This is a genomic window from Rhizobium sp. NLR22b (assembly GCF_019685295.1).
Lineage (GTDB): Bacteria > Pseudomonadota > Alphaproteobacteria > Rhizobiales > Rhizobiaceae > Rhizobium.
In genome coordinates this window covers 88,117-108,842 of record NZ_JABDWM010000007.1, presented here as the reverse complement: position 1 = coordinate 108,842, position 20,726 = coordinate 88,117, and the positions used below count along the sequence as shown (strand labels likewise).

General features: G+C 61.2%; 17 protein-coding genes and 2 pseudogenes. 5 read left to right on the top strand and 14 right to left on the bottom strand.

Annotated features, from left to right (window positions below; translation table 11 throughout):
• The first annotated feature begins 22 nt into the window (after window positions 1–22).
• Window positions 23–511, top strand: coding sequence for a hypothetical protein (locus tag HJC00_RS13355; RefSeq protein WP_259672251.1), 489 nt, complete (start codon window positions 23–25; stop codon window positions 509–511).
• A 236-nt stretch (window positions 512–747) separates the two neighbouring features.
• Here HJC00_RS13355 and HJC00_RS13350 read toward each other — a convergent pair whose 3' ends face one another.
• The gene (locus tag HJC00_RS13350) at window positions 748–1,170 is read right to left on the bottom strand and encodes a TIGR02594 family protein (protein ID WP_210630895.1); all 423 of its coding nucleotides are present in this window, start codon (window positions 1,168–1,170) and stop codon (window positions 748–750) included.
• Between the two features lie 133 nt (window positions 1,171–1,303).
• On the opposite strand from HJC00_RS13350, the gene HJC00_RS13345 reads away from it, so the two are divergent.
• The gene (locus tag HJC00_RS13345) at window positions 1,304–1,477 is read left to right on the top strand and encodes a hypothetical protein (protein WP_221122693.1); all 174 of its coding nucleotides are present in this window, start codon (window positions 1,304–1,306) and stop codon (window positions 1,475–1,477) included.
• Window positions 1,478–1,803: 326 nt separating this feature from the next.
• On the opposite strand, the gene HJC00_RS13340 is transcribed toward HJC00_RS13345, so the two are convergent.
• Window positions 1,804–3,387, bottom strand: coding sequence for a Na+/H+ antiporter (locus tag HJC00_RS13340; RefSeq protein WP_221153481.1), 1,584 nt, complete (start codon window positions 3,385–3,387; stop codon window positions 1,804–1,806).
• A 213-nt stretch (window positions 3,388–3,600) separates the two neighbouring features.
• Here HJC00_RS13340 and HJC00_RS13335 point away from each other — a divergent pair, with 213 nt between their 5' ends.
• The 3 genes and pseudogenes from HJC00_RS13335 to HJC00_RS32510 all read left to right on the top strand — a co-directional run bounded on the left by HJC00_RS13335 (window position 3,601) and on the right by HJC00_RS32510 (window position 6,794).
• Window positions 3,601–5,502, top strand: a complete 1,902-nt coding sequence (locus tag HJC00_RS13335) for a potassium transporter Kup (protein WP_221164159.1) — start codon at window positions 3,601–3,603, stop codon at window positions 5,500–5,502.
• Between the two features lie 122 nt (window positions 5,503–5,624).
• Window positions 5,625–6,400, top strand: a pseudogene (locus tag HJC00_RS13330) (protocatechuate 3,4-dioxygenase).
• 44 nt (window positions 6,401–6,444) lie between these two features.
• Window positions 6,445–6,794, top strand: a pseudogene (locus HJC00_RS32510) (nodulation protein).
• A gap of 51 nt (window positions 6,795–6,845) precedes the next feature.
• On the opposite strand, the gene HJC00_RS13325 reads toward HJC00_RS32510, so the two are convergent.
• The 12 genes from HJC00_RS13325 to ctaD form a co-directional block, all read right to left on the bottom strand.
• Window positions 6,846–8,315, bottom strand: coding sequence for a right-handed parallel beta-helix repeat-containing protein (locus HJC00_RS13325; RefSeq protein WP_210630891.1), 1,470 nt, complete (start codon window positions 8,313–8,315; stop codon window positions 6,846–6,848).
• 386 nt (window positions 8,316–8,701) lie between these two features.
• A complete protein-coding gene (locus HJC00_RS13320) occupies window positions 8,702–10,192 on the bottom strand; it encodes a right-handed parallel beta-helix repeat-containing protein (RefSeq protein WP_221164158.1) in 1,491 nt (496 codons plus the stop codon).
• A 385-nt stretch (window positions 10,193–10,577) separates the two neighbouring features.
• Window positions 10,578–11,798 carry an ABC transporter permease gene (locus HJC00_RS13315; protein WP_221153479.1) on the bottom strand — a complete coding sequence of 407 codons (1,221 nt, stop codon included), beginning with the start codon at window positions 11,796–11,798 and terminating at the stop codon, window positions 10,578–10,580.
• A gap of 4 nt (window positions 11,799–11,802) precedes the next feature.
• Window positions 11,803–12,942 carry an ABC transporter permease gene (locus HJC00_RS13310; RefSeq protein ID WP_221145371.1) on the bottom strand — a complete coding sequence of 380 codons (1,140 nt, stop codon included), beginning with the start codon at window positions 12,940–12,942 and terminating at the stop codon, window positions 11,803–11,805.
• Window positions 12,939–13,643: an ABC transporter ATP-binding protein gene (locus HJC00_RS13305; RefSeq protein ID WP_210630887.1), complete on the bottom strand. Its 705-nt coding sequence runs from the start codon at window positions 13,641–13,643 to the stop codon at window positions 12,939–12,941. The genes HJC00_RS13310 and HJC00_RS13305 overlap by 4 nt, the downstream gene beginning before the upstream one ends.
• Before the next feature lie 56 nt (window positions 13,644–13,699).
• Window positions 13,700–14,878 (bottom strand): efflux RND transporter periplasmic adaptor subunit, encoded by a 1,179-nt coding sequence (locus tag HJC00_RS13300; RefSeq protein ID WP_259672249.1) that lies wholly within the window; start codon window positions 14,876–14,878, stop codon window positions 13,700–13,702.
• 366 nt (window positions 14,879–15,244) lie between these two features.
• Complete coding sequence (locus HJC00_RS13295) at window positions 15,245–16,252, bottom strand: AraC family transcriptional regulator (protein ID WP_221122688.1); 1,008 nt, start codon at window positions 16,250–16,252, stop codon at window positions 15,245–15,247.
• Between the two features lie 143 nt (window positions 16,253–16,395).
• On the bottom strand, window positions 16,396–16,977 hold the full coding sequence (locus HJC00_RS13290; RefSeq protein WP_221164157.1) for a dienelactone hydrolase family protein: 582 nt from the start codon (window positions 16,975–16,977) through the stop codon (window positions 16,396–16,398).
• Between the two features lie 110 nt (window positions 16,978–17,087).
• Window positions 17,088–17,453: a cytochrome C oxidase subunit IV family protein gene (locus HJC00_RS13285; protein WP_210630884.1), complete on the bottom strand. Its 366-nt coding sequence runs from the start codon at window positions 17,451–17,453 to the stop codon at window positions 17,088–17,090.
• Window positions 17,454–17,477: 24 nt separating this feature from the next.
• The gene (locus tag HJC00_RS13280) at window positions 17,478–18,197 is read right to left on the bottom strand and encodes a heme-copper oxidase subunit III family protein (protein ID WP_210630883.1); all 720 of its coding nucleotides are present in this window, start codon (window positions 18,195–18,197) and stop codon (window positions 17,478–17,480) included.
• 23 nt (window positions 18,198–18,220) lie between these two features.
• Window positions 18,221–18,934: a cytochrome c oxidase subunit 3 gene (locus tag HJC00_RS13275; RefSeq protein ID WP_210630882.1), complete on the bottom strand. Its 714-nt coding sequence runs from the start codon at window positions 18,932–18,934 to the stop codon at window positions 18,221–18,223.
• Window positions 18,931–20,709: a cytochrome c oxidase subunit I gene (gene ctaD / locus HJC00_RS13270; protein WP_210630881.1), complete on the bottom strand. Its 1,779-nt coding sequence runs from the start codon at window positions 20,707–20,709 to the stop codon at window positions 18,931–18,933. The genes HJC00_RS13275 and ctaD overlap by 4 nt, the downstream gene beginning before the upstream one ends.
• Between the last annotated feature and the right edge of the window lie 17 nt (window positions 20,710–20,726).

Genomic DNA, 20,726 nt, shown 5'->3' with positions numbered 1-20,726 from the left:
CACATGTTCTCAACGGCCTCCCATGTCTCAATATCTCCCTGCGATTGCCGCTCTTCTCGCTCTGGTGCCGGCCGCCTCCCATGCCAGCGAGGCACGTGGCAAATCCACGCCTCCTCCGGCGAAGGACTGCGTGGAGGTCAGCGGAACTGCTCTGTCGGGAACAGCCGAGGGTTCGGCCTATGCGGCAGCCGAGCTCAAATGCGGCGCAAAGCTGTCGCTGGTGCTTCAACGCCAGACCGGCAGGAATGGAACCCTTCCCGTCTGGACCGTGATCGACCAGGTGACGATCTCAAAGCCGTCGCCCCGCCACGAGCTTCTGCAGCCGGCCTATTGCTCATCCAGCCGGTTTCCCGACGTCGCCGTCTTTGCGCTCGGCAGGATGGTGGAGCAACCGGATGGCTCCTATCGATCCGAGAATGTGGTCAGAGCCTGGTGGTTCGACGTCAAGCGCGAAAGGCTGGCGGCCATTCCCGCCGACGACGTGATATGTGTGTTGGACGGGGTTGATTGACGGTCTGTGTGGTGAGTCCGATGATAAGCCGCCCCTCATCGTTTGAGGCTCAAGCCTCCGCACCTCAGGACGGGGGCTGACCGTCGGGCCAAGCGCCGCCGAGGCTGACAACGAACCAAGGCCGCCCTCTCTCCGCCCTCCTCCTGAGGCGCCCCCGCAGGGGCCTCGAAGGACGAGGCCCGCCACCACGAAGCTATTGGATTTACTGGAACTAGCAGAAAGGCATAATTCCGGCTTCATCGCCGAACGGCGACGACCGAGCTGGCGCGGTAGCGCGACAGCTGGACCCGGTTGGATTGATTGCCTCCAAAGAGGTAGACGTATTGGCGTCGCTGATCGAAATGATCGAACAGGCTGACATGGAACCGCCTGCCGCTTCGGATGACAACGACGTCTCCCCGCTTCGCCGAGCGGAAGAAGACCGGCTTGCCAAAGCTTTTCCAGGATACCGCCATGTTGGGATTGGCCGGAGGCTGGCGAGACGATCGTTTGGCGACGAAGGCGAGGAAAGCTCCGCACCACGATGTTCTCCGGGGATTGATGCCGAGAAAAGAAATGGAGCGTTCATGCATGCGATCGTATTTCGAAGCCGTGACCAGCATGTCGGCCTCACACGGTACGGCAAAAACCGTGAGGGCTATGACGAGAATAATTCTCATTGCTACTCACCATTGTCTGGATAATTTGGAACATCCGAAATGTGGCGAAGAAAAAATCGCAGGCGGAAACGTATGTTCAAATAATGGCAGCAATTAGAATCAATTTAGCCGCGTATTTCCACGAAAATACCCAATGATCAACGAGGAAGAGGGCGAACGACATGGCTTGAAAGCAGACAGTCCGACGATCGGAAATGCGCTGATTGCACACCAGAAGAAGGAGAGCGTCGCGATGAAAGCCGCCTTCGCCCCTAATGAGCCGGCCAGCCCCCACCAAGGCCCGATCATCATACCCACCGCAGCCTAACACCATTGCATAGCTCGGCTTGGCCACTCAACGAGATATATTCCCAGCGGCGCGACGAATACTTGGACCCAAAGGGCAATACATTCTCCTCGCGCTAAGCTCCCACCTGACTGCGCCAACCGGATCGGACTGCCTCGGCCCCTTGCTGACGAACAACCGATCCGGCGGGCAATGACGGTCGCGCGAGCTCCGTGCGACGTGCCGAGCAGCGTTGAACCGCGAGTACCAAGCAGCCTTGTTTGAGGATATCGACGCGGAAAGAGGGCTGTGAGAGCTTGCCGACGAGGTTTGAAAGATGGATTGTCGATTCCGGTTGGGCTGCGAAATCAGGCCTTGGCCGAGATCGCACTCAGTTCCTCGAGATCGAGATCCCGCTCCAGCTCGCGTAACGTTTCGTCATCGATATCGCCGGCGCGGTGGAGTCGGATGAGTTCCCGGCGTCCCGTTGCAACAGCCTCGAGAACGACATCGAAGTGAGCGTGGAGAACCGGCACGTAGTGCTCCGTTCTCGCGGCGTAGTCGACGATCGCTGTGGCCCTTCGCTGGTATCGCTCCAGCAATTGAGGATGGATGAGAGTCCCCTCTGCATCATACGCCAGGTTTTGTACCGTCCCGAGCTGCGCCTGCGCCATGGCGGCTTCGGCCTCACTCATGGTAAGGCGCGCCCGTTCCAACTCGGGGCCCGCCAGCCGCGCCCAAGCAATCACCCGCCCCAACGTCGTGCCCTGCACAAGTACGGTTCCGAGAATAACGGCGAACGACGTTACGAGGATGAGGTCGCGGCCCGGGAAATCTTCGGGCAGGCTGAGTGCCAAGGCGAGCGTCACCACCCCGCGTATGCCCGCCCAACTGAGGACGGCGGCGCCGCCGGCGCCCAGCGGTCGGGCGCGTTCGAAGCCGAGGACAGCACAGAACCGGATGACGAAATCGGAGGCGAAAACCCAGGCAAAACGCGCGATCACCAGCGCAAAGAGGATCGCGAGCATCGGCAGACCCATGGTCGCGAGCACGGTGGCGAAGCCGCCGCCGCGTTCGACCACGTCCCGAAGAGACAGCCCGATCAATGTGAAAACAGAAGCTTCCATCAGGAAGATCATCACGGTCCAGAAGGACGTGCCGCGCATCCGCGTTGCGGCTGAAAAGACGGTGTGCTGGTGCCAGGATGCGATCAACCCTGTGGTCACGGTGGCGATGACGCCGGAAACATGCAGCAACTCGCCGAGCAGATAGGAAATCCAGGCGAGCAGCACGGTGGCGGCGATGATGAGATACTCGTCGCCGAGACGCCGGACAAGTTTGACCCATGTCGTTCCGATAACGGAACCGACGACGGCGCCGCCAAGCGCCAGCACAAAGAAGTTGCCGGCCGCTTCCATCACGCTGAAAGTTCCTGTTGCGGCGGCGGCAACGGCAAAACGGAAGAGAACCAGACCGCTCGCGTCGTTGAGCAAACTCTCGCCTTCCAACAGAATTTGAAGTCGCCGCGGCAGCCTGACATGCTCCAGCACCGCGCGGGCTGACACTGCGTCCGGCGGCGAAACGATCGCGCCGAAGGCCGCGCAGGCAGCCCAGGGAAGTGCTGGAAAAAGAAGATGCGCAGTCACGGCCACGACCGCGCAGGTGAACAACACGGCACCGACGGCTAGGGAGGCGATGCCGATCATGTGGCGCCGTAGGCGCGCCAGGGGGATCGACCAGGCGCCGTCCATCAGGAGCGGCGGCAGAAAGATGACGAGCACCAACTCGGGATCGACGGTGATTGCCGGCAGCCCCGGCACGAAGGCAAGCAATGCACCACCGGCCAGCAGTGCGACGGATGGCGGCAGTGCGAGCCTATGGGCGGCATATTGCAGCGCGATGATCGCAAGGAACATCCCGATGACAAGCTCGAACAATTGAGTTGGTTCCATCTGCCCTGCCCCCGGCTTGGAAACTGACGTCGAATGCCTACAACATAATCTCTCGGATCGAAATCTACCCATCCCGCGCTTGTCACGGTTTTCCATATCAGCCAACAATTGCGCTTGGCCGTCACGAAAAGTTTGCACCGGTACGAATTTACTTGCCCTTCTTCAATGCGGCATATGTTTCTGCATGCAGGCAAGCGGCGTGAGCGGGGAAACATGACTTCAACACATGCAGACAAAACCGGTGATGCCGTCAGCCGAACCGGCTTTGTCGGATTGGTCGTTGGCGCCGTCGGCGTCGTCTATGGTGATATCGGCACCAGCCCGCTTTACGCCTTTCGCGAGGCGCTCAGACCGTTCACGGCCGATGGCGTTCACGAGTTCGAGGTAATTGGTCTCATTTCGCTGATGGTCTGGACGCTAACCGTGATCGTGACCTTCAAATATGTTCTGTTCCTTCTCAGGGCGGACAATGACGGCGAAGGTGGCACCCTCTCGCTTCTTGCCCTCCTGATGAAAAAGATGGGACGAAACGTGCCCGTGCTGTTCTTCGCGGGCCTGATCGGAGCAGCCCTCTTCATCGGCGATGCGATGATCACGCCTGCCCTCTCGGTCATGTCAGCGCTCGAAGGCCTGAAGCTGGTCACGCCGACCTTTGCCGAGTATGTTCCGCCAATGTCGGCAGCAATCATGATCGCTCTGTTTGCCGCGCAGTCGCGCGGAACCGCCGCTGTTTCAATGTTTTTCGGGCCGATAACGGTATTGTGGTTCCTTACCATGGCGGCAGGCGGCGTCATCCATATCGGCGACGACTGGAGAATTCTCGCCGCGATCAATCCCATCAACGCAGTCTCGTTCCTCGCCCATGCCGGCACCGTCGGCCTCATTGTGCTCGGCGCCGTTTTTCTGACGGTGACGGGTGCCGAAGCGCTGTATGCCGATCTCGGGCATTTCGGGCGGCGGCCGATTAACACGGCGTGGTTCGTGCTCGTCTTTCCGGCATTACTGCTGAATTATCTCGGCCAGGGCGCTCTCGTCCTCAGCCAACCTGCTGCGATCGCCGATCCGTTCTTTCTGATGTATCCCGACTGGGCCTTGCTGCCGGTGGTTCTCCTGGCGACACTGGCTACAATCATCGCGAGCCAGGCCGTGATCACCGGCGCATTTTCGTTGGCCCGCCAGGCGGTTCACCTCGGCTTTCTGCCAAGGCTGCGGATCAAGTTCACCTCGGAGACCAACACCGGCCAGATTTACGTGCCGAGCGTCAATCTTCTCCTGCTGATCGGCGTGCTGATGCTGATTTTTTCCTTCGGCGACTCGGAATCCCTGGCGACGGCCTACGGCATCTCGGTGACTGGGGCCATGGTGATCACAACCATGCTGGCCTTCCAGTTTCTCCGCGCCGTCTGGGGTTATTCTCTCGTGCTCGCCGCTGGCGTGCTGCTGCCGCTCTTGGTCATCGAAGTCGTTTTCCTGGCGGCCAATCTGCTGAAGATCTACGATGGTGGTTGGGTTCCTGTCGCCCTGGCACTGGTGATTATGATGCTGATGTGGACATGGACACGCGGGCAGGCCTATCTGAAGCGGCTGCGCGCGAACAACGAGATCCCGCTCGATTCCTTCATCCGCTCGATCGAGCGAAAGTCCGATCATTCGCCGGTTACGGTTCCGGGAACGGCGGTCTTCCTGACGAGCCTCCCCGACAGGACGCCGAATGTCCTGCTCCACAATCTCAAGCATAACCACGTGCTTCACGAGCAGAACGTCATCCTGACGGTCTGGACCGAGGATGAACCTTACGTTCCCGACAGCAGGCGCACCAAAATCAGCCAGCTGTCGCCGCGTTTCGTGCGTCTCGATATCACCTTCGGCTTCATGGACGAGCCCGATGTCACTAGGGCGCTGGCTCTCTGCCGGGAGGGAGGCTTCAAGTTCGAGATCATGAAAACGTCCTTCTATCTCGGTCGCCGCAACCTCGTCAGGACGCCGAACACCGGCCTGCCCGGCTGGCAGGAACGCATATTCATGGCTCTGGAAGGCTTTGCCATCGACCCCTCCGACTATTTCAACCTGCCGTCCAACCGCGTCGTCGAGCTTGGCGAACAGGTTGCCATATAAAGTCTGATGGCCTCGCCCTGCTTCGCGGCGGCAGCCTCGTCACCGTCGATCATTGCCGGGATTTAATTGGAAGTCCCGGCCTATCCCCCTTACACGCCAAGTCCCGAGACAAAGGAGAGCATATGAAGAGGCGGACTCTTGTACTTGGCGGCGCCGCGATTGCCGCATCGTCGGTCGTTGCTGCGGCAATCTGGCCGCGGCGACATGTCGTGGCGGCAGCCAGGACATTCGCCTGGAAGGGCACCGATTTCCTGAGTGGCGGCACCAAGTCTGTCGCCTTGGAAAAGCTGCCCGCGCCGCTCTTCCGCACTCGCCCGATTGCCTCGTGACCATCGCCCAGACCCTTGGTCCCTGCCATGTCAACGACGTCCCGGCCCGCCAGGACATCTCGGAAGGAGAAGCCGGACTACCGTTGCGGCTGGCCCTCCGCATCGTCCATGCAGCCGATTGCCTGCCGGTCGAAAACGCCGATATCGAAATCTGGCATACCGATCACCGTGGTATCTATTCCGGCCGAGAGGCTGCGAAGATGTGTACGCTTGGTGATGCCGAGGCGATAAGCGGGCTCGCCTTTCGCGGTCGCCAGCTGACTGACATGACCGGCCAGGCAAGTTTTCTGACCGCCTATCCGGGATGGTATAGTGGCCGCACGCCGCATGTTCATTGCCGCATCCTCGTGGATGGCAAGGAGCTTCTCGTCAGCCAGGTCTATTTCGACGATGCCTTGAGCGACATCATCTATGGTGAGCATCCCGATTATCGTGGACGCCCCCGCCGCGATACGCGCAACGACGACGACGGCCTCGTTCCGCAGGATGCCACCGATCACATCTTCGATTTTGAAAAGCTGGGTGGCGGCGTGCTTTCCGCCACGATTACGATCGGCCTCTCTTCCTGAGCCGATAGCAGCGGAGCGACGGGTGAGCCCTTTCCACACGCATCATGAAACCAACGGCAGCATTTCTGCGTATTTCCCCTCGACGGCAGAACACAGACCGCGAGGGATGGTGGCATCGTCAGAGAAGGAAGCATCGCCCATATAGCCAAGCATACCACCGGGAGGGGCTGGCGAGATTGATGCTGAGGCTGCCTGCCACGCGGGCGACGATCAGAGCCGCCGCAGCGGGCCAACCCCATCTCTATGAGCTGTGCGGCGCCTATGGCGAAGCCTGCTCCGTCCTCGACAGCATGCGCAAGGATTGTCGGCCGATTCTGCGATCGTCGCTGAATACGAGATCATCTGCGCGGAAATAGAAGCCGACGTCTTGCGAACGCTGCTCGGCGACCTCTGATGGTCCCTGCCGCCACGGCTTCTCGCCGTAGCGGCGTGCGTCCGGCTATCCTCAGTGCAGCACGCCGTGATGAAGGATAGAGGCGATCACCGGGTCCGCTTCTGAATGATGCAACGGCTGAGGCGTGATCTCATGGTGCGAAATTTCGCTGCCGTTTTCCGGGCCAGCAAGATCAGCGGCTTCGATGGTGACGCCGTGATCGCCGTTGCCGAGTGTCAACCCGTGCTTTTCGACAGCCGCCTTGCCGAAGTGACGAAGCAGCAGGGTTTCATCCGATACACCGTTTTCCCAGATGGGATTGTCGTGATGGGCGCCGACCTTATCCGCAGCAATCTTGTCGGCAGCAAGTTTCAGGTCATTGTGGGATGTGACCCCGGTGTCCGATACGAGGCTGACGCTCGCATCCGCGGCGGCGAGGCTGTCGGCGCTTGCAAGCGTGGTAGGACCTTCTTCGATGATCGTGTTATCGCTGACGGGAAACGTGCCTGCGGCGATGATCGAGGGGGAGATGCTATATGGCGTGACATCACTCGCGATGAAATTGTCATGGAAGGATCCGGATGCCGGCCGGTCGACCTTCAATGCTGCCTGGGTCAGGTCATCGAAGAGATTGCCGTAAATATCGATGCCCTCGCGAACATAGGTCGTCGTGCCGGCGGAGCTGACCGACACGCCCCAGACGCCGTCATGGATATAGTTGCCTGATATATCGTAGTTGCGCGTATCGCCCGTATCGCCAAGACCGATGGCGTAAGACCAGCTGTAGCCGCCATAGCCGGATATATCGTTGTCATGGATAGCAATATCCGTGCCGGCCTGCGCGCTGATCCCGAAGCTGCCGCCAAGGATGGTGTTCCCCTCGATCACCGCGTCCACAGGCCGGATGAGCGTCAGTACTCCCTTCGGCGTCACCGCACCGGTCTGATCGAGATAATTGCCGGTGATGACGATGTTGCTGCTGTCGTTTAGCTGGACGGCATCCGCCGCAGTGCCGTGGGCGTTCGTGACGGTGTTGTTGAGGAGAGTGACCCCGTTGATCTTCTCAATCCAAATGCCGTCGCCGTTGACGTCATTGATCGTACTGTTTTCGATGGTGATGTTGGAGCCGGTCCGGAAGGTGATGGACCCGGATTTCGACAATCCGGTGTGATCGACCTCGACATTACGAACGGTCCAATTTGAGACATAACCACCATAGATGGCTGCGCCGCCGGTGTCTGAGATCTTGATATTCTCGATGACGATGTTCGACGTATAGAGACTGTGAATGGCATCATTGGGGCTGTGAATGACAGGCGCGTCGCCGACCCCATAGCTGCCGATGGTGATCGGGGCATCGACGGTGCCGGAATATTTCAGGTCGAGCTGATCGTTATAGACGGTGCCGGCCGCAAGCAGCACGCTATCGCCCGGCTGCAGCTTCAGGTTTTCCACTGCCCAGAACGACGCAAAAGGCGCGTCTGCACTGGTTCCGGCATTGGCGTTGGAGCCCGTCGCTGAATTCACATAATAGATTGTCATATCGCCTTGTTCTCGCATTGTCGCGCAACCGTCTGGCTCAGCTGCAACGAGTGGATCGGATGCGGTAGGGACTGAAGGCCATATCAACACGGCCTTCGATTGCCGTTACGGCGTCGACAGGGACTGGCCTGCCTTGCTCCGGAGAGGCGCCTTGCGGAGGCTGCGCCTGGGAGAATACAACCTTCGAGAAAATAATCTAGAGAACAGCGACTAAAAGGTGAATGAACGGTAACCTGCCGTGCTGTCACGGAGGTAGGGGCGAGGTTACCGCGTGGATCAGCCCTCATTCGAACCGCCGCCCTCGTCCTTCGAGGCCTTAGGGCACCTTGAGATCAGGTGCGAAGCGTCGAAGGACGAGGAACGGGCGATCAGCCCGCCACCTTACATCAGCTCAGCAAACCATCCAGATGGACGAAGACGGTCAGCGTATCCCCGTCGCTGTGATGCGAGGTCCCGTCATTGATCCCGTAGCTGAAGGATTCGCTGACGTGTCCGCCGTGGTCGGAGAGCTTCGTCTCATCAAGCGTATAGGCATAATTGCCCTCCCGGTCCACGTGGATGACGCCGTATTCACCGGTCAGCGTCAGACCGTGCTTGCCGACGCTTTGGTCACCGAAGCGGCGGAGCGCCAGGGTCCCGTTGTCCGAGCTGTCGTTTTTGAGGAGATTACCGTGATGGGCATCGCCGGTATCGGTGATGATCTTCAAATTGTCATGGACGGCGACGACCGCCGGATCCACGTTCGCATCCGTCATTGCGGCGGACCTGGCATCAGAACTCGCCAGCACCGTCTCGACACTGGTGACCGTATGGTTGTTGCTGACGGAAAAGGTGTGCGCGTCGGCGATGGCCGGCGATATGCTGGTCGCCTCTACGCCGCTCTCGATCGTATTGTTGTAAAAGGAGCCGGACGCTGGCCTGTCGACCTTCAGCGCCGCCTGCGTGAGGTCGTCGAAGACATTGTCATGGACTTGGATATTCGTGCGGATATAGCTGGCGCTGTCGGCGGGATCGGTAATGACCACGCCCCATGCGCCGTCATGGATGTGATTTCCCGATATATCATAATCCCGCGTGTTGCCCTGATCACCGAGACCGATGGCGAAGGACCAGTCGTAACCGTGAAATCCCGATATATCATTGTCGTGGATGGCGACGTTCTTGCCCGCTTGCGCGCTGATGCCGAAGCCGCCGCCGCTCAGAGTATTGTCCTCAACCACCGCGTTCACCGGTCTGATGAGCACGATGACGCCTTTGGGGCTATCTGCATGCGTCTGGTCGAGATGATTGCCCCGGATCACGATGTTGCTGCTGTCGTTCACCTGGACGGCATCGGCCGTGGCACCGTGGCTGTTCGTCACGGTATTGTTGAGAAGCTTGACGCCCTCGACTTTTTCGATCCAGAAGCCGTCGCCCTTCCCGGCCGAGATCTTGCTGTTCTCGATCGTGATGTCCCTGCTATTGCGGAAATTCACGGAACCTACTTCGCGCGACAATCCCGCCTTGTCGACTTCGACATGGCGAACCGTCCAGTTCGAAACGCTGCCGCCAGAGATGGCCGAACCACCGCTATTTGTTATTTTAAGGTTCTCGATAACAATGTTCGACGCATAAAGGCTATGAATGCCGTCACCGCCGCTATGGATGACGGGTGCCGCCCCCGTTCCGTAACTGCCGATTTTGATCGGCGCGCTCTCGCTGCCTGAATATTTGATATCAAACTGTTCGTTGAATACGCTCCCTTTGGCAAGGAGCACGCTGTCGCCTGGTTTCAGCGCTAAGGATTCCACTTTGGACAAAGTCGCAAAAGCCGAGTTCTGGTTCGTCCCAGCGTTGCGGTCGGAGCCAGTTGCTGAGTTCACATAGTAGATTGTCATATCGCCAATGTTGCCCTGTTCGTCGGATCGCTATGTCGCCACTGAGACCGGCCGGGATCGGCCAATCGCCTGCGGCGGGGGCAACCGTCCACGGCAAGAAGGCGAGAAGATGTTGGCAATGCGGCAGCGGACCGGTTTACGGGCTTTACTCCACAGGCAATGGCGCCGGCTATGATAAGGCGCTGAAAAGCTGCAACTAGAGTCGAGAAAACAGCGACTTGAAGGGGAATAAATTAAGGAACGGGGGCGGGAGATATCTCTCCTTCAGGCTGCACCGTAGTGATTCTGCTCTCGCTTACGCTCAAGCCAAAGCGCCACGCATGCCGATTAGCCCAATGGTGAGAACGCCCGAGGGGCCGTCTCGAATCAGGTGTGGGTGATCATCTCAGCGCCATTCCCCCCTCGCCTGCAAAGCCGAAGTCAGCGGCAGCCGGGCGGCGGCAATCGCCGGCAGGGCGCCGCCGAGGATGCCGATGGCAAGGCCCAGCAGGCCGGCGGTGAAGACCGCGTCCAGCGTGACGTCGAGCTGAAAGGCCATCCTGGTATTGTTGGCGCCCATCGTGCTTGCCTGCCAACCGTCGAAACCGAGCTTGGAGGCGAAGACACCGAGGCCGGCGCCGGCCACCGACAGGAGCACCGCCTCCACCCAGGTAGCGGCGAAGGCCGGCAGGCGGGCAAAGCCGAGGAGGCGTAGCGTCGCGATTTCGACGCTGCGGTCGGAAACCGAACTCATCATCGTATTCAAGGCGCCCGCCGCCGCACCAATCGCCATCAGTAGCGCGATCGGCCAGCCGAATAGGCGGATCAGGCTTTCGGTGCGCTCGGCCTGGCCGGCGTAAAGATCAGCCTCGGAAACCGCCACGAGCGGCATGCCGGGCAAAGCCGGCAGGCGGTCACGCAACGCCGCCAGTGCTCTTGCGGGATCGCCTCCGCCGTCGAGCCGCACACGCAGGCTCTGCACCTGCCCCTGTCGGTCGAAAGCCGATTGCACCGCCTCCAGATCCGCCCAGATCTCCGATTCAAAGGCGCTGCCGCCCGAAGTGAAATGCCCGATGATCCTCCAATCGAGTGCGCCCAGCCGGATCGTCTCGCCGACCGCGAACCCGGGAAAGGCGTCGGCGACGCGGGCGCCGACGACGATCTCGCGCGCTCCTGGCGAAAACAGCCGCCCCTGCGAAAGCCGCGCGCGTTCACGCAGACCCGGGCCTGCCGGATCCATGCCTCTAAGCGACAGCGTCTGCTCGACGCCTTCGCCTTGTCTCACATCGACGGGAACGACGGTTTCACGCGACAATGCCAGCCCGCCTGCGCCGTCGCGGGCGATCCCGGTGTCGGCGCTCATGGCCGCAAGACTGCGGGTCGCCTCGGCCGGCACCTCGGAACCAGTCTCCTGGTTGGTGCCGCCGCCGAGAATAACGGCGATATCAGGCGAGCCGGCGCTGGCGAGGACGGCCTCGAAGCCACGCGCCATCGCCAGGAAACCTGAGAGCACCGCCACGACAAGGGCGACCGATAGCACCATCGACAACGAGATCCACAGCCGTCGCGGCAGGCTGCCAAGGTTGACTCTGATCATAAGAAAGGTCTGCTTGAGCGTTGATGGCATTGGATTATCTCGTTCTGAAGGCGTTGGCGATGGGCAGGCGCACGGCGGTCACGGCAGGCAACAGCCCGGTCAGCAGGCCGAGCCCCGCTATGATGGCGAGAGATTTCGCAAGCACGCTCGCGCCGAAGACGAGGCCGAACTCCGGTCCGATGGAAAGCGTCGCAAGCTTGGCGAGAACAAGTCCGCCCGCGCCGCCGACAAGAAAAATAAACAACGTCTCGCCAAGAATGAGCGCGAGGATCCGCGGACTGGAAAAGCCGAGCACCTTCAAGACGCCGATCTCGAAACGCCGCTCCCTCACCGCAAAGAGCATAGTGTTGACCGCGATCATCAGGATGGTGACGAAGGCCGCACCCACGACGAGGCTGACGATCAGGCCGATGTCAGCGAATTGCCGGAGAAACGCTTCAAGAAACTGCTTTTCCGACTGCGTCCTCGTCTGCGCCGCCGAATTGGCGAATAGAGCATCGATCCGCGCCGCCAGCACACTTGGCGACACCCCCGGGCGCGGACGTACCACGAAGGCGTCAACCGTATCCTTGTTGCGCGCACGAGCGGCATTGAGGGCGTCGTAGCGGGCGAGCATGAAATAGGTATCGGTTCTGGCATCCGCACCCTCAAAAATACCGGCGATCGTGAAGCTCCAATTGCGGTTGCCGTCAGCCCTGGCAAGCTGCCCGGTAAAGCCGATGCGCTGGCCGATCGACCAGCCCTCGGCTTCCGCCAGTGCCCTCCCGACCAGCACCCGATCACCGGCCTCTTCCAATGCCGCGATCAGCTCCGGCGTCAGTTTGAGCTCGTCGCCGTTGGCCGCGGCGATCGCCTGTGGATCGACGGCGCTGACGGCAACCACATTCTTTTCGACCTCGACGAAGCCCCGCATGCGTGCGGTATAGGCAACCGCGGCGACATCGACGTCAGCCGCGATCCGGTTGAGGTAAGCAAGCGGCAGCGGCAGCCCGCGGCTGGACTTGTTGAAGACACCGAGCAGATTATCGCTGGCGCCGGCCGCGCCTTGGCTGCCGCTGACGAAGCTCGCCGTAAGCCCGTAGATCAGGAAGGCGATGCCGACTGAAAACATCAGCAAAATGGAGCGCAGCCGCTTGCGCCAGGCATTGCGCCGCATGAGCTGGAGGAACGTCATCGGCCCGCCCTTTCCTCGCTGACGAATTCGCCCTTGTTGAGACGCAGCGTGCGCCGGGCAAAGGAAGCGGCCTCGGGATCATGCGTGACCATGATGATGGTCTTCTGAAGCTCGCGATTGAGAAAACTCAGCATCTCCAGGATATCATCGGCGGATTTGCGATCCAGATCGCCGGTCGGCTCATCGCAGAGAATGAGGTCGGGATCGGTGACGATGGCGCGGGCAATGCCAACGCGCTGCTGCTGCCCGCCCGACATGCTCGACGGAAACTGCCGCTGCCGGCCCGCAAGCCCGACGAGATCCATGGCCGTATCGACGCGAGCCCGCCGCTCCTTGCGGCCGAGCGGCTTCAACAGTAGCGGCAACTCGATATTCTCCGCCGCATTCAGCATTGGCAGCAGATTGTAAAACTGGAAGACGATGCCCATGGCATGTGCCCGCCAGACCGCCCTTGCCCCTTCGCCCATCTGCTCGAGATGGCTGCGGCCGACCCTGATTTCGCCGGCATCCGGGCTGTCGATACCACCGAGCATGTTGAGCAATGTCGATTTCCCGGAACCAGACGGTCCCATGACCGCGACGAAATCGCCGCGCGGAATGGAGAGATCGAGTCCCGAAAAAATCGAAATCGTCTCCGCACCGATTCGGAAGGACTTCCTGACGCCAGCAAGGGCGATATAAGGTTCTGTGGTGTAGGTCATGGTTCTGCTCCTTTGTGGTTGACTGCTTATGGGCTCGAATGTTCGCGGCCGACCGATCAGCCCTCATCCTGAGGACCCCCGTGAGGAGCCTCGAAGGACGAGGACGGGTGATGAGCCTCCTCGCCCACCACCAGCCGGACGCGCGCCGCCATTGCAGGCCGCATGCCCGGTGGCGGCGAAGAGGGCGACAGGCGCAAGTTCACTGTGCCCTTTTCCTTGGAAATGACCGGCGCAACTTTCGCCACTTCGACCGCGAACGGTTTATCGGGGAAGCCGTCGAGCACCGCCTCGCCTTTGAGACCCGGTCGCAGCAGCGCCATATTGGCCTCGGCCACATCGGCATCGATGACCAGGCTTGCCGTATTGGTGATGGCAAGCAGGCTTTCGTTCTCCCGCACGCTATCTTCGCGCGACAGCACCGTGTCGCCGGCATGCGCATCAAGCCGCGTCACGGTGCCGGAAATCGGCGCCCGCACGGTGAGCGCCTCCATCTGCTCGCGCGCCCTGTCGATATCGAGCTTCGCCTTGTCGAGATTCTGTCTTGCCTGTGCCACGGCATTCCCGGCCGTAGCGAAGGCGGTGCGCGCTGCCTCCAGCGCCTCGGCCGACATGGCGTCACGCTGAACCAACCGCTCTGCACGATCCAGCGAAGACCGCGCCTGGACGAGCGCAATATTCCTCGCGTCCAGCGCCAGTTCCGCCATCCGCCCTGCTATATAAGCGCCCCGGAGGGCGAAGCGTGCGCCCGCATCATCAAGCCGCACGAGCACCTGGCCGGCCGCTACCCGATAGCCCGCCTCGACCTCGACGGCGACGATTCGCCCCTCATATTTGGAAAAAACGGTGGCGATGTCGGGCGCCACGACATAACCGGAGCCTGTGATCTCACGGCTTGGCGCGCCCGCACCCCGGTTCGGTGCGGCGGTGCCCGGAGTTGGCGTGGCTTCGTCAACCGCCGCATTCTCAGCCGCGACTGGCAACGCCGCCCCACCAGCCGATACACCTGCGTCATCATCCATAAATCTTGCAAGCGCGGTCTCGATCCGCTCCAGCGCATTCGGCCGATAAAGAAGACACGCCGCCAGCGACACTGCCCCCGCAAGGGCCAGCCTCGTCGGGAACCCCCGCCGCCGGACTCGGCGCTCCGGCGGCTCCGTCTCGAAGGCCGCGCGCTCGATCGACAGCGATCTGATCCTGGCGGCAAGGTTTCGTTCATGTTCCGATGTTGTGTTCATGCCGACAGAATGGCTGCCGGCGAAAAGACCGCGACCTCGAACATGTTTCAGGCATGCCTCGATCGTGATTGTGTACGCGGTGTCGGGAAAGAGAGGCGACGTGGCCGCCCTCGTTCTTCGAAGCCCCTATGGGGCACCAGGATGAGGTTGGAGAGAGGGCGGCGCTTGGCTTGCCAGAGGCAGAGCGTGGCTTACAACCTCAGCAACACAGCACACTGGTCCGCCTCTCCCCATGCGGCATAAAGACCAGCCCTCATCTTAAGATGCGTCGACCATAGGCCGGAACCTCGAAGGACGGGCATGTGGCTGAGTGCACACGTTGCGCGAATTATTGATAGCACACTGGTGGCCGGGTGGCTCCGCACCTCACCCCCTCTGCTGCCGCCAAGCCACCGGCGTCATATTGGTCACGCGCCTGAACTCCCGATTGAAGTTCGACTTCGTCTGGAAGCCAACCTCGAACATCACCTCGGTCACCGATTTTTTGGTGGCGGACAGCAGGCGGCAGGCCTCGCCGATCCTGTAGTCGTTGACATATTGCGAGACGTTCTTGTCCATCGCCCGGTTGATCGCCGCCGAGATCTGGCGGGTCGGGATGCCGGCCTTGCGGGCGAGCCGGTCCAGGTTGAGATTGGCGTCGCGATAGAGCTTCTTCGCTTCCATCAGCGCGTCGACCGCTGCAATCGTCTCCTTGTCTTCGCTGGCATCGGGCCTGGGCGCGGCCTCCGCCGGCTCGGAGGGGACAGAGCTGCGGCTGGCGGCCGCCGCTGCAATGCCGAGGATGACGAGGCCGACGAGATTTCCGGTGCTGATCAGCGCCAGTGCCCGCTCACCATGCGCCGAGGTCAAATCGAGAAAGACGAGAGTATCGACGGCGGCCGAGAGACACAGTGCGCCGGCCGCGAAGATGATGGCCCGATAGGCCGGCGCGGCGCCTTCGAAGGGCGCGAGCCGCAGCGCGTCCGCCCCCGGGCGCATCAAAAGCAGGATCGCCAGGGCATAACCGATGAAGACGAGCACCAGCGCCATGTCGATCGCGTCCCGCCAGAAGGCCACCAGCAGCAGGATGAGGATAGCGGGCACGGCATGCAGCCCGATCCGCGCCGCAAGCGGCCGCCGGCTCGTCCTCACCAGCCGGGAAACCCCGGCATAGGCAAGCGGCGGCACCATCGCCGCCATCACCGGCGCAACCAGCCCCACCGCCTGCACGCCATAACCCCAACGCAGGCCGGAAAGCACCGATTGCAGCGCCGAGAGCAGGATCAGCGCCAGGAAGGGCAGGTTCGGCGCCGCCTCCTCGTCGCGCCTGAGGACGGCGACGAACAGGATGAGCAGCAGGAGGGCAGCGACGAAGGGAAGAGGAATGAAGATCATGGGGCTCTAAGATCGGAATGGCGAACGGCGCCATCATCGCCGAGTCCGCCGCCCGGCGCGACCTCCATCATGTTTTTGGACACGTTTATCTGGGATTTTTTGGATTGGCGGCCGCGGGTTAGAGCGAGCCGTGAACGACGGAATCAGACTCGCCCCAGAAACTCAAGCACACGGGCAGTGAGGAGCGCGGTCGCAGCGGCGTCATATGACGGAAGCGAGTTGTCGGCGAAGTAGTGCTGGTCGCCGGGATAGAGAAAAAGCTCCGCGTCCGCGACCTTCGCCACGATCTCGCGGGCGGCATCGATATCGCCCTCGCCGACGAAAATCGGATCTTTGTCCATGCCGTGGATCTGGACCGGGACCTCGTCTGGCCAGGGTCCGAAGGCCCACTCGCCGCTGATCGGCAGGCAGGAATGGAAAAGCAGTGCCCCGCGGGCGCCGGGCCGCGTTTGTGCCAGTTTCTGCGCTGGCAGCACGCCAAATGAGAAGCCGGCATAGACCAGTTCGGGAGGCAGTTCGGCGGCGAGCCGGACACCGTGTTCCCTGATGGTGTCGAATCCGATCTCGCCGATATGGGCGAGCCCCTCCTCGATGCTATGGAACGTGCGTCCATCGAAAAGATCAGGCGTGTGGACGATGTGGCCCGCCGCCCTGATGGCGTCCGCGAAGGCACGCACTCCAGGGGTCAGCCCTTGTACGTGATGAAACAGCAAGATCTCAGCCATAAGGCGCCTCCCGTCGCGGTGTTTGGCCCGCTCGATGACAAGGTTCAAAGGAGTTCAGACTGGCCCGCGGCAGTTATCTCCGGCGTCGCGCTCGGCCCCGATGACGGTATTTAAGGGGCTGCGCCGAAAAAGGCGAGCCGCGTAAAGATCGTGTATTGCGATTCCGATACCATCAGTGCCACGAAGACCAGCACCAGCACCGGCGGCATCAGGATGGCGTAGACGAGCGCCAGCCGCTCCCAGGCCATATGCATGAAGACCGCAACGATCAGCCCGGCCTTCAGCATCATGAACAGAAGGATCAGCGTCCATCGGAGATAGCCCTGAATGCCGAAATAATCGACCAGGTAGGAAAAGGCGCTGAGAACGAAGAGCAGGCCCCAGACGAAGAGATAGAGCCGGATCGGATGCTGCTGTCCCGTGTGTGCTTGTGCATGCACCGTTTGGCTTTGGGCATGCGCCGTTGTCTCGCTCATGACGACCTCACCATAGATAGAGCCCTACCACAGATAAAAAAACGCGAAGATGAAGACCCAGACCAGGTCGACGAAATGCCAATAGAGGCCCATGATTTCGACTGCTTCATAGCGCCCTCGCCGGCTGGTGAAAAAACCACGCCGCTCTATGTCAAAATCGCCCCGCCACACCTTCCGGGCGATTATGAGCAGGAAGATCACGCCGATCGTGACATGGGTGCCGTGAAAGCCCGTGATCATGAAGAAGGTCGATCCGAATTGCGCCGCTCCCCATGGGTTCTCCCAAGGGCGCACGCCTTCGGTGATCAGTTTCGTCCATTCGAAAGCCTGCATGCCGACGAAGGTTGCGCCAAGAAGTGCCGTCAGCAGCATCAGTATCGCCGTCACGCGGCGGTTGCGGCGATAGCCGAAATTGACCGCCATCGCCATGGTGCCGCTGCTGGAGATCAGCACGAAGGTCATGATCGCGATCAGGATCAGCGGCACATCCTGGCCGCCGATATGAAGCGCGAAGACCTCGCTCGGATTGGGCCAGGCGACGGGCGTCGACATGCGGGCGGTCATATAGGCGATCAGGAAACAGCCGAAGACGAAGGTGTCACTAAGCAGAAAGATCCACATCATCGCCTTGCCCCAGGAGGCGGTCTTGAAGGCGCGCTGATCCGAGCTGAAATCGGCCGCGACGCCGCGCAGGCCCGCCGGCCTGAGGCCTTGCTCGCCATGTGTCTGGATAATCTGCATCATGTCCAAACCTCCTGGTTCGGCTCCTAATTGATCAATGTGCGGCAGAGATCGACGAAATCGTTGGCCCAGCCGGCAAAGAGCGCGAAGAGCGCGAGCCAGACGGCCAGCATGAAATGCGAATAGATGGCCGAGAGATCGACGCTGAGCCGCAGCCTCTCCGGCTGCACTTCGGCTGAACATGCCCTGACCGTCGTGTGGGCGAGCACGGCAAGGCCGCCGAGAATATGCAGGCCGTGCAGGCCGGTCAGCATATAGAAGAAGCTATTGGCGGGATTGTCGGCCAGCACGTAGCCGGTCGCCGTCAGCTCCCGCCATGCCTGGATCTGCCCGGCGAGAAAGAAGACGGCAAGCGCAAATGCGGCGACGAGCGCCGGCCGCAGGCTTTCCATGCGGCCATGCTGCGCTTCGCGTTTGGCCCATTGCAGCGCCGCGCTGCTCAGCGCAAGGGCTGCGGTATTTACCCAGAGCAGGCGCGGAACCGGCATCCCCCACCAGTCGGCCGAGGCCGCACGCATGAAATAGGCGCTGACGGCAAGGCTGAAGAGCGCGCCGACGACGCCCAGGAACACGAAGAGGCCGATCTTGACTGCCGGTACCGGCGACCGTTCGGCGCCGTCATGCGCCGGCAGCTCCACCGACCCGGTTTCGAGCCAGGGCTTCGAGGCCAACCTCTGGCCGGAGAGCCACCAGATGATGATGGCGGCGACAGCGGCGAGGAAGATCAGCATGACGTTCATGCCGGAATCTCCCGCGTGGCGCCGCCCGTTGCAGGCACGTTCTGCGGAATGAAATCCTCGGCCGCGCCAGGCACGCTGTAATCATAGGCCCAACGGTAGACGACGGGCAGGTCTCTGCCCCAATTGCCGTGCGCGGGCGGCGTCTCAGGCGTCTGCCATTCGAGCGTCGTCGCCCGCCATGGATTGCCGCCCGCCTCCCTGCCCCGGAAAAGGCTCCAGGCGAGATTGAACAGGAAGACCATCTGTCCGGCGCCGACGACGAGCGCCATGACGGTGATGAAGATATTCAGCGTATGGGCCGAAGGTGGAACGAAGGCCGTTTCTCCCATCTCGAAATAACGGCGCGGCACGCCGAGCAGGCCGAGATAATGCATCGGAAAGAAGATCGCATAGGTGCCGAGGAAGGTGATCCAGAAGTGGATGTGGCCGAGTGTCTCGTCCAGCATGCGTCCCGTCACCTTCGGATACCAGTGATAGATCGCCCCGAAAATGACGAGGATAGGCGCGACCCCCATGACCATGTGGAAATGGGCAACGACGAACATGGTATCGGACAGCGGCACGTCGACGACGACGTTGCCCAGGAAGAGGCCGGTGAGCCCGCCATTGACGAAGGTGACGATGAAGGCCAGTGCGAAGAGCATCGGCAGCGTCAGGTGGATATCGCCGCGCCAGAGCGTCAGCACCCAGTTGTAGACCTTGATCGCCGTCGGGATGGCGATGATCAGCGTCGTGGTGGCGAAGAAGAAGCCGAAGGCCGGGTGCATGCCGCTGACATACATGTGATGCGCCCAGACGACGAAGCTCAAGCCCCCGATGATGACGATCGCCCAGACCATCATGCGGTAGCCGAAGATGTTCTTGCGCGCATGCGTGCTGATGAGATCCGAAACGATGCCGAAGGCCGGAAGTGCGACGATATAGACCTCTGGATGCCCGAAGAACCAGAAGAGGTGCTGGAACAGGATCGGGCTGCCGCCGCCATGTTTCAGCTGCTCGCCCATTTCGACGATGGCGGGCATGAAGAAGCTGGTGCCGAGAAGGCGATCGAACAGCATCATGACGCAGGCGACGAAGAGCGCGGGAAAGGCAAGCAGCGCCATCACCGTCGCGGTGAATATGCCCCAGACGGTGAGCGGCATCCGCATCAGCGTCATGCCTCGTGCGCGGCCCTGCAGCACGGTCACCACATAGTTCAGGCCGCCCATGGTGAAACCGATGATAAAGACGATCAGCGAGATGAGCATGAGCAGGATGCCCCAGTCCTTACCGCCCGGCGTGCCCGATAGAACGGATTGCGGCGGATAGAGCGTCCAGCCCGCGCCTGTCGGGCCGCCGGGGGCGAAAAAGCCGGCGGCCAGGATCAGCACCGCGATGAGATAGATCCAGTAGCTCAGCATGTTCGCGTAAGGAAACACCATGTCGCGCGCGCCGACCATCAGCGGGATGAGGTAGTTGCCGAAGCCGCCGAGAAAGAGCGCGGTGAGCAGATAGATCACCATGATCATGCCGTGCATGGTGATGAACTGGTAATAGTGATCGGCATCGATGAAGGCGAAATAGCCGGGAAAGGCGAGCTGGATCCGCATTAGCCAGGAGAGCACCAGTGCCACCAGGCCGATCGAGATGGCAGTCAGCGAATATTGCACGGCAATGATCTTGGCATCCTGGCTGAACACATATTTCGTCCACCAGCTGTGCGGATGATAAAGCTCGACATCCTCGACTTCCGCGGGCGGGATGACACCTGCGCTGCCGGACGGAATCTCGACCATGATATCTCCTCCTATAC